The organism is Algoriphagus mannitolivorans DSM 15301 (assembly GCF_000429425.1).
GTDB lineage: Bacteria > Bacteroidota > Bacteroidia > Cytophagales > Cyclobacteriaceae > Algoriphagus > Algoriphagus mannitolivorans.
The window spans coordinates 74,783-90,546 of record NZ_AUBV01000013.1 but is presented as its reverse complement, the minus strand read 5'-3'; the positions used below and the strand labels follow the sequence as shown (position 1 = coordinate 90,546).

The following is a 15,764-nucleotide window of genomic DNA, read 5'->3' as shown; positions in this document are numbered from 1 at the left end:
TAACCAGTAAGCCATACAACATGAATAAAATCCCACTTGAAGTTCAGTTTTAGTGAGCTTCGGACTTCGGTCTTCCAACCGGCCAACCAAAGGAATTTTGAATTGTGGTGCAATTGCGGATAATCATATTAAATAGTTTAACCCGAATTAGAAAAGTACCTATGGTCAAATTTTTCATCCCCGAAAACCAAATTTGGGGGAGTTCTAAGTTTGGCATGAAGCATTTTTCATAAAAAAAGCCCGATCAAACGACCGGGCTTTAAAGAATCTAAGCTTCAAAATTACCTCTTCAGTAATCTCACCACTTTGGTTTCCTGACCTTGGTTAAGGTGCAGGTAATAGATACCGTTTTTCAGATTCTGAGTTCCAAAGTCAAGACCAAGCTTACCAGCTTCGAATCTTCCCAATCCACTTTGGATCACATTGCCTCTGTGATCGAATAGGATAAAGGCTACATCGATATCCAGAGCCTCATCCAACTGAACTTCCACTCGGCTTTCCATTGGATTAGGGAAGGTTCTCACGATAGTTGCTTCGGCATAATCCATCACTCTAGACACATTAGCAGTTGAACTTTCGCAAGGAATAATTCCACAAGCTCCTAGGGTAGCTCCTTTAGCAAGCATCGCAGGAACTGCTTCAGCAGCTATGCTAAGCGTATTGCTCTTGCCGGAATTACCGGTTGGAAGGCATACTGTTACTTTGTCCAACTTACTTCCGCTTCTCACATCTACCACACACACGGTCACGGTATCTGTGAAAATATTTCCTGCCTCATCGGTGACAGTCAAGGTGTAGGTAGTGGTCTCTGTAGGTGAAACGGTGATTTGCTGACCTGATTGGCCATTGCTCCAGCTATAGCTGTAAGCTCCAAATCCTCCAGTAGCATCTGCCGCATTCAAGGTAATGCTGGACATAGGTGCATATCCGTAATACACAACTCCGCCTTCTCCTGCATCCGAAAGCAATGCCTCACCGGCAAGCAATCTTGCTGATACTGGCAAGTGGTCCGAGGTGGTATTGGCGTAGTTGTCGATCTCATTAAACGGAATGTACAAGACCTCTGAACCTTCTAGATAGTTGTCATACAGTTCATTGGAGATCGTGATATGGTCGATCACATTGTCATTGAAGATAAAGGATCTCAAACCTGCTTCGCTGAGTGAAATTGTCACCCCGTCAAAATCAGGATCCGAAATAATCACTTCATAAGTGCTTGGTCCTGAACCGATCGATACATCCAAGTCATCATTATAGTCACCTAGCAAAATGATGTTCGCATTTGCATAGTAGGCATCCAAGCTATCTTTTAGGGCCAGATTGTCAAATCTTCTTCTTGCCAAATCTTGATTGGTAGCCCCGGATTTTGCGTGAATATTGATCAAGTTGACTTTCTCTTTTACTCCATTGATGTTAGCAATGACTTCTACCATCCAAGGGAGACGACCACTGGACCAGAAAGATGAAGGCGAGCCAGTAGGATATCCATCCAGCAAGGTGTTCAATCCTAATCTTGCTTCATCATACACTTGCTCAAAAAGAACCTTCTGATTGATGACTTCCACTACAGCGGTATTGTAGATCAAGCAAAGCTTTTGAGGAGGGAAGGTAGGGTCTGGCGCTTCAAATGATCTCGAGAATCGATCCGAGCAAATCACCGCATAGCCTGGAAGTTGAGCAACCACCTGAGCCAGAAGGTTTTCGTCACTGATTTCCTGAACGGCAATCACATCCGGCATGGTGGCCTGGAATACTTTCAAGGCATTGGCAGCCTGAAGAGTAACATCAGTAGGGCCGAAAGTAGCGATGGTGGATCCAAAGAACTCCATGTTCCAAGTCATCACATCCAAAGTTTCATTGGCAGGAATATCGGATCCCGCGGCTTCATATGGATTTGTTCCTGGAAGATCTGCAATAAATCTTGGCAACAATTGAAGTGTGCCTCTAAAGCTTCCCAAGACGCCGGTAATCGTTTGGGCACCGCTTGGAATGACCCGTCCTACCAAACTGCTAACCTGTCCGTCAATTCTCAATTCCAGATTTCCGCTTCCATCCGTGATGATGTAATTACTTTCAGGGAATAGCAATCCTTTTGGTACTGCAAAGGCAGCGGCAGGTATTTGAATCAATTGACCTTCCAAAGCTGCAGTGATTTGGCTGATGCTGACCACTTTTGGAGTTACTGGATTTCCTGTGCTGAGTACTTCGATTTCACTTACATTTCCTAATTGGATCTGCTGGTTGAAGGCTCCAACTTTGGCCAAAATTTGGATTTCGTCTCCGATTTGGAAAACGCCAACACCATGTACTTGTGAATCAAAAACAGGAATTCCACCAGTCTGGTCCTGAATAAAGGCTGGGCCTCCAAACTGATCGGTGGCAGTCAAAATTCCCTTAACCAAAACTTCAGATCCCTGTGGCTTTTGTCTTGCTTGGGCAATACTTAAGAGAACCGGCTCTGGGTTAACAATAACGCCTCCGAAGCTTTGACCGGTATTTACCGAATTATAAGTGCTTGAAATAGAAGTAGAAGACCAAGTAAAGTCAGAATATTTACTTCCCGTACCCTGCAACTGAAGTGAAGTACCAATAGGAGTTGAGTTGGTCTGAGCTACTCCGATATCTGTACTGACTAATCCATTGGCAATGCCATTCAGCGCAGTAAAAGTTCCTTCATAGCTTAGGAACTGGATTACTTTATTGGCAGGGGCCGGACCTATCAAGGCAAAACCATCCGGGTCACCATTTTGAATCCCTGAGAAAGGGAAAAATAAAGTACCATATCCATTGTCTTGGTTTGGAAGAGTACCTGTAAGGTTTATAGTGCCATAGGAAAGGCCGTTGGCTCCGTTGTAAAGGATAATCCGATATCCTGTCAAATCAAGACCTGCTGTTCCCGCTACTTCTATGCCTTCGTTTACATCGGTACCGGCATTGTCGTAGTGGAATTCATTGATGAAAAGGACTGGATCAAAAGATTGTCCGCTATTGAGGGCATTGAAAGTAGATGCTTTCGGAGTAGCCCAAGTAAAGTCAGAATAGCTGGAGCCTGTGCCTACGAGCTGAAGAGACCATCCAATGGGATCACTTCCTCCTTCAATAACCCCAATGTCTGTGCTCGTCATTCCATTGGCTGGGCCGCCTACAGCGGTGAAGACCCCTTCATAGCTAAGAAACTGAACCACCACGCCATTATTGACTAAGGCCATTCCATCAGGGGCGCCGTTTTGTATACCGTTTGAGGGGTAGGTAACAGTCACAAAACCGAATCCATTGGAAACATTTGGAATTGTGCCGCTCAAGGTTTTGGTGTCATAAAGCACACCATTGGCCCCATTGTACAGGACAATTGACCATCCGGTCAAATCCGTACCAGCTGGGCCAGCGATTTCAATGGCTTCTCCGACATCCGTACCGGTGTTGTCGTAGTGGATTTCATTGAAAAATACCTGCTGGGCTTGGGCGAGATTTCCCAAAAGACAGAGGCAAAAACAAGTGAAATAGAGTAAATTTTTTATCATATAAGTTGGTTAAAATATAAGCTCCCGAATATCCGAAAGAGAATTGAATATCAGGTACTCCAAAAGTTAATTTGGGGTTAAGTTTATATGAGAGGAAAATAAAAGGAGTGGTCTGAAGGAGAGCCCTAAAATGGAGTAGGGTTAATGCGGATTAAACGCTTGAAAATCAACCAAGGCTTAAGGGTAAAGGCTGGGGTTCTTTTTGACTAAATCTTGCAGATTTTGGTTTTGAAAAAATTGCTCAAAAGGATCGGATGAGGATAAAAAAAAGCCCTGAATTAAGCTTAATTCAGGGCTTTTTAGAAAAAATCCTCAAATTTAATCCACTCGGAAAGATACCTTGCAAATCACTCCGTAGGAGACGATTTTTCCGTCTTTGACATGGACTTTGGTGTCCTTGAGCCACACGGAATCAATGTTGTGAACGGTCTTGGAAACTTCAGTGACTGCATTTTCAATTGCAGCTTCAATTCCTTTTTCAGATGAAGCAATGACTTCAATTACTTTGACAATAGCCATAAAATTCTGGGTTAAAATGTGAGAAAATAATTCAATCGATTCTTTGCCTGTTTGGATAGCAAAACACAGAAAGTCGATGTAATAATATAGGCAATTTTGAGGAGAATTAAAAGAAATTAGTTGATAATCAATTAGATGATTTGCTTTAGCTTCCAAGTTGATTTAGGAAACGATGAAAGGGGAAGGAGGTAGGGAGTGCGGAAGCGAGAGCCAAGATTCCTTAATCTTCACACAAATTCCATCGATTTATCGATAATTATTTCTCAAAGATCTTAGTCGATAATTCCTCTGCCGTGAAGAGGGTAAGGAATTTTCCTTTCCAATTATTACAACCTAAAAAAAGAAATGGCAAAGTCCTTTTAGGTTCAATTTCAAGGAAATGGACTGAAATTCAGAAGCTTTTGAAAGGTCTTGTTCTTTTGCCAAAAGACTCAAATTTCATGGTATCCGATATTTTTCGTATATTCTTTCAAGATCATCATTCTTAAAACTAGAAAAACTACTACTTATGGATAAACTTGATAAACTGGATTTAATGGATAAAATCCTCCGAGAATTGGAGGATTTGAGGAACAGTCAAACTTCCGTCATGAAGAAAATTTCCAAAATTGAGGCCGATAATATCAACTTAGGCGTCGAACTATTGGAAAAGAAATTGGTGGACATCTTTGTTGCCGTGGATAGCAATCTCAACTTAGTCACTGCTTTGGAAGAAGAATTCCAAGCCTATCGGGACAAGTTCTATAAAGACAATAATATCGCTGCTCTTCAGGCAGAAAATGAATAATCCCGAGACTTTGAACTCAACTTCAACCTTTAGCTCCTAGAGAAAGTGGATTTATTCACGAATAAAGAATTGTAACTTATCTAAACTTCAAACTAAACCCACGGCAGGCATCGTGGGTTGTTTTTTTATCAAAAAGGTCAATGGACAAGGCTTCGACTTCACTCAGCTTGGTAAGAAGTATTAAGTATCAAGAAACAAGAGGCAAGAAACAAGAGGCAAGAGGCAAGAAGCAAAGGGCAATGAGCAATAACCAATAACCAAAATAACCAGTAACTATTAACCAATAAACATTTCCCGAGTATGTTTAAAGGCCCGGTAATGAAATAACGCTCGGGTTTAAGGAAGAGGAATTCTCAAGGAATCATTGATGTTTCTAAAGTGTACCCATCTTTATTAGAAAATCAATTCATTGGCAGAATTTCCCAATCGAAGTAGGATTACAAAACACATTCGAATCCCCCCATTCTATGAAGCTCTACATCAAATACATGGTCAGTTTGCGATGCAAAATGCTGGTTAGGGATGAACTTCTAAAATTGGGTATCCGCCAAATGATCGTCGATCTGGGGGTGGTGGAAATTTTGGAGGACTTCAGCGAGAGACAAAGAGCCCTGTTACAGGAAAATCTCAAAAAGTCAGGCCTGGAGCTTTTGGATGATAAAAAAAGTATCCTCATTGAGAAAATAAAAAATGTAGTCATTGAAATGATTCATTACACCGATGAGCTCCCCAATGCCAATTATTCGGATTACATCAGCGAAAAACTAGGCTACAATTATACCTACCTCGCCAATATTTTTTCTGAGGTAAAGGGTATCACCCTCCAGCAATATATCATCCTCCATAAAATAGAAAAGGTGAAGGAACTACTGATCTATGACGAGTTGAACCTGACCGAAATTGCTTATAAACTCCATTACAGCAGTGTGGCCCATCTTTCTAACCAGTTTAAAAAGATCACAGGGCTAACTCCCACGTTTTACAAACAGCTCAAAAATAAGCGGAAGCAGAACCTGGAAAACATTTAGCCAAAACTCAATTTTTTAAGGCAACGTATTTTTTGACCACTCTTCAAAACCCCTAAAATGTGGGATATATGTAATAATCTCTCATATAGGTGTAACACATTAGAAGGCAAATAGAGCGAAATTTAGAATAGAAGTTAAAAGGTTTATTCCGCCCAATGACTTCCTAGATCTAACCAAGCAATCATGTCTAAGGATAAAAACATCAAAGAAAAATCAGGTGCTAAAGCACCTCAAAAGACCCTTAAAGAAAAGAGAGAGGCCAAATCCATCAAGAAACAGGAAAAAAAGAAGATGGATTAATTTCCAATTGACCTCACCCTTTAATCCCAAACCCATGGATCATACTGATTTTGAAAAATCCATCCCCCATATTTTGGTGGACTCGGTGGAGTATGTTTCTGGATCAGTCGTGACGCGATCTATCCTTAAGCAAAACACCGGAACAGTTACTATTTCCTCCTTTGACACTGGAGAGATTCAGACTACCCAATATTTACCTTTCGAGCACATGATCCAAATCTTGGATGGAGAAGCCTCCCTTTGCTTGGAGGATGAATTCCTCAACTTGGAAACAGGCCAGGCCATCATTATCCCAGCCCATGCCAAACACTGGATCAAGGCCAATAAAAGATTTAAAATGCTTTCGACCATTATCAAAAGTGGTTACGAGGATGTCAGCATTTAAACAATTACACACTAAAAATCCACAAAATGGAAGAGCCAATAACCAACAAATTCAAAGCAGGAGACACCGTCTATGCCAAAGTGGACCCCAAGGTTCCTTTGGTCATCAGGAGATTTTACAAAGAAATCTACTATTGCGCATTTGCAGATTGGCCACAAAAAAAGGAATTGGCCCTCTTTGAACGAGAAATACTCGAGAAAAAAGAGAATTGAATATTACAGAAAGCGTCCCACAAGTAAGGGACCGCTGAAAAGTCAAAAAATAATACGCAGTACTTATGAATATTATTAGGAGTTGGAGAGAACAAAAAGCAATGCTCAAACAGCGGTTTTCTATCCTTATGGATGGAGACTTTGATTATGCTGAGGGTCAAAAAGAAAAGATGATGGATCGGCTTTCCGTCAAATTGAATAAAACCCGACATGAGCTGGATTTGCTTTTTGCAGAGCTCCAGACTTATTGATTCAAGCCATTACACGCTTTAAAACCCCACGGCAATTACTGCTGAGGTGTTAAAGAGCAATAAAATTTGCCACAATGAAACATATCAAATTCGAAAAAAAAACCAATGCTGAGTTTTCAAAAACCCTACACCAAAGGGTGAATGATTACTTCAGAAAAACCTCAAAAAACAGATTTGGAGACTGGAGAATGGTGATCAAAACCATTTTCATGCTTGCCCTTTTCTTTGTTCCACTGGCATTCCTGGGTTCAGGAATGGTGTCCAACCCCTGGGCAGTATTTGCCTTATACATCTGTAGTGGATTGGGAATGGCAGGAGTAGGAATGGGGGTAATGCATGATGCCATTCATGGATCCTATTCCAAAAATCCTAACATCAACCGATTGATGGGTTATACCATGAATTTGATCGGTGCCAATTCCAACGTATGGAAGATTCAGCACAATGTCCTTCATCATACCTACACCAATATTGATCATGAGAACGATGATATCAACGCACCTTTTTTCCTGCGTTTCTCTCCCAATGCCAAACGGTATTGGATCCACAGATTTCAGCATTTCTACATCTGGATATTCTATGGACTTTCTACGATCTCTTGGATTACGCTGAAGGATTTTGTCAAAGCAGTACGTTACAAAAAAATGGACTTCTTTAAGAGGAAAGGTGAATTTGGTCAATTGCTGATGAAAATCATCGGTTGGAAAATGCTCTATTACTCTTATGCCTTGGTGCTGCCTTTGATTATGGTGCCCCTTCCAGCCTACCTAGTCATTCTGGCTTTTCTAAGCATGCACTTTGTGACAGGAATCTGCATCAGCGTGGTCTTTCAGACCGCTCATATTCTGCCGGATACTTCTTTTCCGCAGCCCAACGATAAGGGTATGGTTGAAAATGACTGGACCACCCACCAATTGGCAACCACAAGTGATTACGCTCCCAAGAGCAGAATTTTCTCCTGGTTGATCGGAGGCTTAAATTTTCAGATTGAGCACCATTTGTTTCCAAACATTTGCCATGTGCACTATCGAAAAATCTCCAAGATCGTATCCGATACCGCCAGGGAATTTCAAATCCCTTATCTGGTCAAGGGAACCTTCTTTTTAGCTCTTTGGGACCATGTAAAGATGCTGAGACAATTGGGGCGAGCCTAGATTGGAATAAATTAAGGATATGGGCAAAGCCCGATTCTTTAAGAAGAATTTGATAGAGGTTTCCATTTATTTTTTGAATAAATAATTACCCCATCTTTGATGGAATAGGGGAAAGAGTACAAGGGGCTTAGCCCCTATTTTTTTTTGTGCATTCCCTCGGGGAATAACTTTACTTTCTTGGAGAATCAGGGTTTGCAGACCATATTAGATTTTTAATTCGCCAAACCCTTCTGAAAATCATACTCCTAAATTCCATGAATTTGACACATACCCTGAAAGCCTTTCAAGAACTTACTGTCGATGAATTGTATGCGCTTTTACGTTTGAGGAGCGAGGTTTTTGTGGTCGAGCAAAATTGTGTTTTTCTGGATATGGATGACAAGGATCAGAAATGTTTTCACTTGCTTTTGTATGCTGGAGCTGAACTGGCAGGCTATTGTCGCCTGGTGCCGGCAGGTTTATCTTACAAAGAAGTGGCTATCGGTAGGGTAGTTTCCTCACCTTCCTTCAGAGGGAAGGGGATAGGTCGAAAAGTTATGGACTTGGCCATTGAATCCTGTGAGAAATTTTTTGGTCCAGTGGACATCCGATTGGGTGCGCAGACCTATGCCTTAGGTTTTTACGAATCTCTGGGTTTCCGGACAGATGGAGAAGTTTACGACGAGGATGGGATTGAACATATAGAGATGATCAGGAAATATAAAAGCACTGCTAGCTCGGGTTTGTAGTCAAAGAACAGAATCAAAAGGCAAGGAGCAATCTTTTTCAACCACAGAGAGCACAGAGATTTTCTTGCAGAGCCGCAAAGGGCAATTGGCAGGAGGCAAGAGGCAAAGGGCAATCTTTTTTAACCACAGAGAGCACAGAGAATTTTCGCGCAAAGAGGCTTAACCGCAAAGGGCAATTGGCAATTGGCAAATGACAATAACCAATAACTATTAACCAATAACTAAATTTTTCCCAAAAGGGCGAAAGGAGACTTTGTAATAAATAATTTCTTCTTAGTGCCTTTCTGCCTTCGTGGCATTTTACCGGAGAAAGGTTTTCTTTTTCAAACACAGAGAGCACAGAGTATTTTCTCGCAAAGAGGCTTAACAGCAAAGTGCAAAGGGCAGGTGGCAAGAGGCAAAGGGCAATCTTTTTTAACCACAGAGAGCACAGAGAGCACATAGTTTATCTCAACTGGACGCTAAGTCGCTAAGGATAACCAAATCCAATTTTCCCACTCCCTAAAACTCCCCCTTGGCAAGGGGGCGGGGGATTGATTAGTTTTCAAACCACAGAGAACACAGAGAGCACAGAGAATTTCCTCGCAAAGACGCTAAACCGCAAAGAGCAAAGGGCAAGATGAATAGGGCAATAACCATTAACTATTCTCCAATAACTAATAACCAATAACTATTCTCGAATAACTATCCTCCAATAACCAATAACTAATCCCCAAAAGTCCCTCAGAGACAGATGCTTGGTAGGAAATTATTAGGATCCCATAAATTTTAGATTTTCGATAAATGCCACCAGTTGAGCGGAGTTTTTTAAGCCCAGTTTGTTGATGAGATTTCTTCGATGGGTATTGACGGTGAGTTCGCTGAGGAAAAGCTGATTGGCAATTTCTGCCGACGTAAATCCCTCTGCAATCAGGAATGCGATTTGTTTTTCCCGCTTGCTGAGGATTTTTATCTGAGAGTTTTTTCCCGAAGGTTGGTTTGAATGTCCAATCAATTCAGGAAAAGTTGGGATGTTTTCGATGGCATTATTCAATGCTTCTATCAGCGCTTTTTTACTGATGGACTTGGGCAAATAGCCTATCGCGCCTTCCGTTCGGCATTTCTCCATCACCTCAGGATTATTTTCCATGGTCAGAAGAATAATTTTCGTATTGGGGCAGACCTTTTTCAATTCCCGGATGGACTTAATGCCGGTGGAATCTGGTAGAAAGTAATCCAGCAAAATCACATCTGGTTGCATTTTTCCGGCAACCTTTAATCCTTCCTGGAGCGTTTGAGCATGAACCAAGTCTAGAATAAAGGATTCATTCCCCACCAAGGAATATACTCCCTGAGCAAAGAGTAAATGGTCATCTATGTGGACTAGTTTGATTTCACTAAAGTTAAGCATGCAGCGGTATCATGATCGTTAGCGTAGTTCCTGTAGAATTGGACTCCAAATCCAATGTCCCCTTCAGGTAATCTACCCTTTCTTGAATATTTTTTAAGCCGATTCCAGAAGAAGTGACTTTGGGGTCCATCCCTTTTCCATTATCTTCTGCAATCAACTCAATTTTTCCCTCTTGTTCCGAGATACTGAGTAAAGCTTCATTTGCCTCCGCATGTTTGACGATATTTTGCAGGAGTTCATTGGAAATACGATATAACATCAACTGAAGGGATTTGCTAATGGGCTTGCTAATCTGAAAATAAAAATGGATATCGATCGGATATTTTTGTCGAATGAGGTCTAGTTGAGCTTTCAAGACATTTTCCAGTCCATTTTCCTCCAAGTGATGGGGGGTGAGGTTGTGACTCAATGACCGGGCTTCTTGGATACTATGCTCAATCATTTGCCTCAATTCTGACAAACTTGACCCTATTGAACTTTGTTCTTGAATGGTTTCTGTTTTTAAATATAAACTGGCCAACATTCCTCCGATGCTGTCATGAAGGTCTCGGCCGAGTCGCAATCGTTCATCTTCCTGAACTTGGATGAGTTGATCTGCCACTTTCTTTTCTTTTTCCAGAATTTCAATGGATAGCTTTTCTTTTTCTTTCTTAAAAAGAGAGGCCCTACGGGCAAAAGCTGCCGTGATAATGCCCGTCTCACCCATCAAGGCAAAAGCGCTCCCATAATCTACCAAATAATGAGGCAAGCCCATGGGGATGATTTTTTGATTAAGCTGAAGCACGATCCCAAAAAGGGCTAATAAGGCTATTCCAACCAGATAAAACCCGGCAAGAGGAACCTTTGCCTTCCATTGTAAAAATGGATAGATAAGAATCAAAATGTTGGTGACAAGGGAAACGATCAGCGTTAGCTGTAAGAAAATGATTTTGGAAGGAATGGATTCCATGATTCCTATAGGCATCACCATACACAAAATCATTATCCCCTGAAAAGCTGAGCAAGCCCAAATCCACTTGGCTGTCCTTTTTCCAGTGATATGGGGAGGAAAAAACTTCACCACCAATACCAAAATCAAAATATTGGTCAACAGATTGAAAAAAGGGCGGGCAATTCCTGTCCAGTTGGTTTGATTGGGCCATATAAACTGAAATGTCAAGCCCCAATGCGTGGCAAGCCATAAGGAAATGGTCAGTACATAGGCCGCATAAATGGCCCCACTCCAGGATTTTAGCTCAGCGGCAAAAAACAAGGCAAAAAGAAAAATGATACTCATCCAGCCGATGATCCATCCCATAACTAAGGTGTCATTGGCTTTTCTTTCTTGAAAAGTCTGGAAATCAAAGATCTCCGGCTCAATGTGAAAAGTCTCTCCCACTTTGTCCATCAACAGTAAAAAATCCTGCTTGCTCTTTGGATCAAGGGTAATCGGGATGACTAAATCCCGATCCAGGTAGGGACGCTGATCAAAAGGGTAGATATCTCCCAAGTCTAGGGAAGGACTTGTCTGATGATTTTGAAAAAGTTGAATTCGATTGATGTGGGGATTGTGAGGAACGAAAAGGAACCGCTGAATACTGTCAGTAGGATTGGTCAGGGTAAGCCCCATCCACCATTGATTTCGGGTGATTCCGGAATTAAACAGCGTTTTATCTTGACTCAAGGTATCAAATCTCTTCCAAGCTTGGCCTGCATCAAACTCCTGATCGGCAAAAGCTCCAAATCTGAGCACCTCTTTTTTTTCCTCGCAGGAAAATTGGAAAATCAAAAGGAAAATCCAGAACCAATTCAGTTTTCCTTTCACAAGGCTTTCAGGAATGAAATCAAAGCAAAACTTGAAGCAATTGTCCAAAGCAAGTAGAAAATAATGCTGTAAAACAGGGTGATAGAGGTATTCGGAGGAAAGATAAGGATTGACTCACTTTCAAAGAAATCAATCTAAAAATTACCAATTTTTAGGTATAGGAAAGGCAAAAATTCGGGTCGAATATTGGAAAGCAAAATAGCATTTCGTGAAATGCTTCTCTTAGCAACTTAACACAAAACCCATTTATGGATATTTCCAACATTCAGCCTAACTCTTCAATTCCCAGTTCAGGCAAATCGGTGCTCAAAGCCCTTAGCATTCTTTGGTGTATGCTTTTTCTTTCCGCTTGCAACTTATTCAAATCAGAAGTCAAGGAATATCTTTTTCAGTTCAACTCCGCCGATGGATCACTTGAGAAGATCATCGCCGATGGGGTTTTAACGATCGATGGAGTGCAGACGGGAATCTCTACTTCTAACATACAGGAACTTTCCGTTTCCAATGAATTTATCTATCTCACCATGACCGTAGGAGGTGATACTTACTATTTCAAAACACCCAATAACGGACGTTCATTGGATCTGGTGGACAATTATCTGGATAATGCCACGACGTTCCTGAGTAATATTTATAGACCCATCAGTGGGGTTGGGGGTGTTTCAAGTTATACGGTAAGTGCCCGTGAATCGGATGAGGGTTCAGGTAGCTTTACCTTGGTGGCTACAGGTGAGTTTCGTTCCAATGCTGGAGGGAGTATTAAAGATTTGGTATTTATCTTCGATATTGACTTTGACACTAGCAGAACAGGTGGAATCGCAGGTGGAGGAGGGAGTTCCGGTGGAGGCTCTGGAGGCTCCGGCGGGGGTTCTGGAGCTTGTGTAAACGAAATAAAAGCGCCTACTCTGGTCAGCTATTGGGATCAAATCAAACCTGGTTCTGCCACGGGTACGGGTAAAAAGGTAGCTGCCAATACTATCTTTTCAACTTACACCGCTTCTGATGTGGCCTTGGTGATTGATGGGACTTCTGGAAGCACTCGGTATGTGGTTCAAATCATGTTTACAGGTTCCAATTTGGTTGCAAATAAAACCATCAATTTTCAAAATGCTGGAACAGGTACTGGATTGACTAGCTCAGGAGCAGTAGGTCGATTGATAGCGATAAATGGAACAGTCAATGACGATTGGAGAACCAATCGGGATTTTGGAAAAAATAAAAACATGGGCACCCTGACTATCAAGACAATCTCTCCAAAAATCACGGGGACTTATTCCTTTGATGCCTCGGGAGATGGGTATCCTTCGTTGAATAACCAGTTTGCCAAGGTAAGCGGAAGCTTTTGTATCGATCCTTAATTTCCTCGACTTTTTAATTGACCAAGAAGGTCTGCGGAAACGCAGGCCATTTTTTATGGTTCGGGATGGCAAGGAGCAATGGGCAAAGGGCAATTGGCAAGAGGCAATCTTTTCAAACCACAGAGAGCACAGAGAGCACAGAGAATTTTCGCGCAAAGGCGCTAAGTCGCAAAGGGCAATTGGCAGGAGGCAAGAGGCAAAGGGCAATCTTTTTCAACCACAGAGAGCACAGAGAGCACATAGAACGCATAGTTTATCTCGACTGGACGCTAAGTCGCTAAGGATAACCAAATCCAATTTTCCCACGCCCTAAAACTCCCCCTTGGCAAGGGGGCAGGGGATTGATTAGTTTTCAAACCACAGGGAACACGGAGAGCACATAGAATTTTCTCGCAGAGCCGCTATGCCGCAAAGGGCAATTGGCAGGGTGCAAGAGGCAAAGGGCAATCTTTTTTAACCACAAAGAGCACATAGTTTATCTCACAAAAGCGCCATGACGCAAAAGGCAATAAGCAAAGGACAAGAAGCAATAACCAATAACTATTCTCGAATAACAATCCTTCAATAACTATCCTCCATAAGCCCAAATACCATCCGCTTGGCCTAGAATAACAAACTCTTTAATGCCTGTAATTACCTGACAACAAATGGATTAAGGTGCTGAAACTTATTGGATATTAATCTGGAAAAACTTAACTTTTCGTACAGTCTTTTTTAGTACTGTTTCATTAATTGTCTAACGTTTAATTTTTAAAGACTATGGAAAACAAAATTTCCATCGAGATTCCTCCGGCGGATCTCCAGGCGATCAAAGATGCGATCGCGGTTTTGCAGGCTAAGCTTAGCCCTCTGCTCATCGCCCTCACTCCCGAACAGCGCAAAAAGCGCTACAAGATGGGTGAGGCCTCCAGACCCTTCGTGGAGAAGGTATTGGAGTATGCCCATTCCAATCCTGAATTTTTACCGGCATTTGCCAAATTGTCGGAAATGCAAAAGGATTGGAAAGCGCATCAGGAATTAAATCCCGTTTTCAATGCGCTCAATCAGATCGTCAGCAATCTGGGAGATACCCTCCTGGAGCTGGGCGTGGATCTGATGAAGCCTGCCAATGCGTACTACAAGTCGGTACAAGTCGGCGTGAAAATGGATGTACCCAATGCCAAACCTATCGATGCAGATCTAAAGGTGAGGTATGAGCAAAAGCCCAAGAAAAAGGAAAATGGGCAACTGGTCTAAACGGTAAGTCAAAGGTTGTTTATCCAACCCACTGCCGGGGGAATTCCTCCGGCAGTATTTTTTTTCCTTTTACCAAAGTGCTTATCCATCCTAAAAACACTCGATCAAGTCTGATTTTTTACTTTTCCGAGGTTCCAATTCTGAAAATCCTAAGAATTCTCTCGAAATAGGATCTCCAACATTCGTCATTCCGAATAAATGACTCTTTTACGAGGTACAAAGACTCGACATCGAGTCTTTGAATCTAGAAATCGTGAGATTTCTCTCTAATTCTTAACTCAGACACTGGAAATCTAGATAAAAAGTCTCTTTATGGAGGGGAAAAGATTCGAAATAAGCGATAAGAACATAAAAACCCTTATTTAAAATTCGCTAGCCTTGATTATAGGAGGACATCGTAAGTAAAGCGGCGGACTTGTCCTTTCCTTGGGTGAAAAATCCAAATCCGAGATTTTAATAAAAAGTATATTCTGCCTCATAAATCAATTTCTTCCGTTTTTCGACTCTTCTTTTTGCAAGTTCTATTTCATTATATATCAAAGAGTCAACGCCAGTTGGAATATAATCAACCTCTAAAATTGCGTAAGTACACAAATTTTGATCATTGAAAATAGCATTGGTGTATGTTCTCAATTCGCCCAAAATGTATTCATATCTTGATTTTAACCTTCCTTTATTATCCCTTATCTCATAGCTATCTGGTCTATCAAAACTCTCACCCAGATAAAAAAAAGAGGTGTCAGATTTTTCTACGTATACACCTATTAGTTCATTACTCGGGGAATAAATGAAAGATTTATTCCCTTCTTTTTTAACTTCATTTTGCTTAGACTCCTCATAAAAAGTAGTGTCTTTTGTTCCTTCATATCCCACCAATCCTGCAAAAAATCTTTGAGATCCATTGGGATGAAAACCTAAAGAATATTTTGTATTTATATTACCCTTTGAATATTTGCCATTATTTTCAATAGCCTCGTAAATTGTAATTGTCTCCGTTTTGAGAGCTTTATTTTCACTCTGTTTACAACTGAAAAAGATTGCGATAAAAATGCTCACGTAAAAAATGTCTTGTTTCATATCGTTATAGGTTA

14 protein-coding genes are annotated in these 15,764 nt (G+C 41.3%); 9 read left to right on the top strand and 5 right to left on the bottom strand.

Annotation, left to right across the window (positions count from 1 at the left end; genetic code table 11):
• Positions 1-281: 281 nt before the first annotated feature.
• Together G458_RS0114175 and G458_RS0114170 are read right to left on the bottom strand one after the other, a co-directional pair.
• Positions 282-3,521: a DUF5689 domain-containing protein gene (locus tag G458_RS0114175; RefSeq protein ID WP_026952476.1), complete on the bottom strand. Its 3,240-nt coding sequence runs from the start codon at positions 3,519-3,521 to the stop codon at positions 282-284.
• 318 nt (positions 3,522-3,839) lie between these two features.
• Positions 3,840-4,040 carry a dodecin family protein gene (locus tag G458_RS0114170; protein WP_026952475.1) on the bottom strand — a complete coding sequence of 67 codons (201 nt, stop codon included), beginning with the start codon at positions 4,038-4,040 and terminating at the stop codon, positions 3,840-3,842.
• Between the two features lie 508 nt (positions 4,041-4,548).
• Between G458_RS0114170 and G458_RS0114160 the strand changes: the two genes are divergently transcribed.
• The 7 genes from G458_RS0114160 to G458_RS0114120 all read left to right on the top strand — a co-directional run bounded on the left by G458_RS0114160 (position 4,549) and on the right by G458_RS0114120 (position 8,885).
• A complete protein-coding gene (locus G458_RS0114160; protein ID WP_026952474.1) occupies positions 4,549-4,827 on the top strand; it encodes a hypothetical protein in 279 nt (92 codons plus the stop codon).
• 467 nt (positions 4,828-5,294) lie between these two features.
• Positions 5,295-5,855 (top strand): helix-turn-helix domain-containing protein, encoded by a 561-nt coding sequence (locus G458_RS0114150; RefSeq protein ID WP_211234635.1) that lies wholly within the window; start codon positions 5,295-5,297, stop codon positions 5,853-5,855.
• A 334-nt stretch (positions 5,856-6,189) separates the two neighbouring features.
• Complete coding sequence (locus tag G458_RS0114140; RefSeq protein WP_026952472.1) at positions 6,190-6,540, top strand: cupin domain-containing protein; 351 nt, start codon at positions 6,190-6,192, stop codon at positions 6,538-6,540.
• 26 nt (positions 6,541-6,566) lie between these two features.
• Positions 6,567-6,752, top strand: a complete 186-nt coding sequence (locus G458_RS20885; RefSeq protein WP_035468250.1) for a hypothetical protein — start codon at positions 6,567-6,569, stop codon at positions 6,750-6,752.
• Between the two features lie 65 nt (positions 6,753-6,817).
• A complete protein-coding gene (locus tag G458_RS0114130) occupies positions 6,818-7,003 on the top strand; it encodes a hypothetical protein (RefSeq protein ID WP_026952471.1) in 186 nt (61 codons plus the stop codon).
• A 74-nt stretch (positions 7,004-7,077) separates the two neighbouring features.
• Positions 7,078-8,157, top strand: a complete 1,080-nt coding sequence (locus G458_RS0114125) for a fatty acid desaturase family protein (RefSeq protein WP_026952470.1) — start codon at positions 7,078-7,080, stop codon at positions 8,155-8,157.
• A 254-nt stretch (positions 8,158-8,411) separates the two neighbouring features.
• Positions 8,412-8,885 (top strand): GNAT family N-acetyltransferase, encoded by a 474-nt coding sequence (locus G458_RS0114120; protein WP_035468249.1) that lies wholly within the window; start codon positions 8,412-8,414, stop codon positions 8,883-8,885.
• A gap of 751 nt (positions 8,886-9,636) precedes the next feature.
• Here the strand turns inward: G458_RS0114120 and G458_RS0114115 are convergent.
• Positions 9,637-10,275, bottom strand: a complete 639-nt coding sequence (locus G458_RS0114115) for a response regulator transcription factor (RefSeq protein ID WP_026952468.1) — start codon at positions 10,273-10,275, stop codon at positions 9,637-9,639.
• Positions 10,268-12,079, bottom strand: coding sequence for a sensor histidine kinase (locus G458_RS0114110; protein WP_169719274.1), 1,812 nt, complete (start codon positions 12,077-12,079; stop codon positions 10,268-10,270). The genes G458_RS0114115 and G458_RS0114110 overlap by 8 nt, the downstream gene beginning before the upstream one ends.
• A gap of 248 nt (positions 12,080-12,327) precedes the next feature.
• Here G458_RS0114110 and G458_RS0114100 point away from each other — a divergent pair, with 248 nt between their 5' ends.
• Both G458_RS0114100 and G458_RS0114090 read left to right on the top strand, forming a co-directional pair.
• The gene (locus G458_RS0114100) at positions 12,328-13,437 is read left to right on the top strand and encodes a hypothetical protein (protein ID WP_026952465.1); all 1,110 of its coding nucleotides are present in this window, start codon (positions 12,328-12,330) and stop codon (positions 13,435-13,437) included.
• Positions 13,438-14,196: 759 nt separating this feature from the next.
• A complete protein-coding gene (locus tag G458_RS0114090; protein ID WP_026952463.1) occupies positions 14,197-14,673 on the top strand; it encodes a hypothetical protein in 477 nt (158 codons plus the stop codon).
• 453 nt (positions 14,674-15,126) lie between these two features.
• Here G458_RS0114090 and G458_RS0114080 read toward each other — a convergent pair whose 3' ends face one another.
• Positions 15,127-15,750: a hypothetical protein gene (locus G458_RS0114080; protein WP_157359802.1), complete on the bottom strand. Its 624-nt coding sequence runs from the start codon at positions 15,748-15,750 to the stop codon at positions 15,127-15,129.
• Between the last annotated feature and the right edge of the window lie 14 nt (positions 15,751-15,764).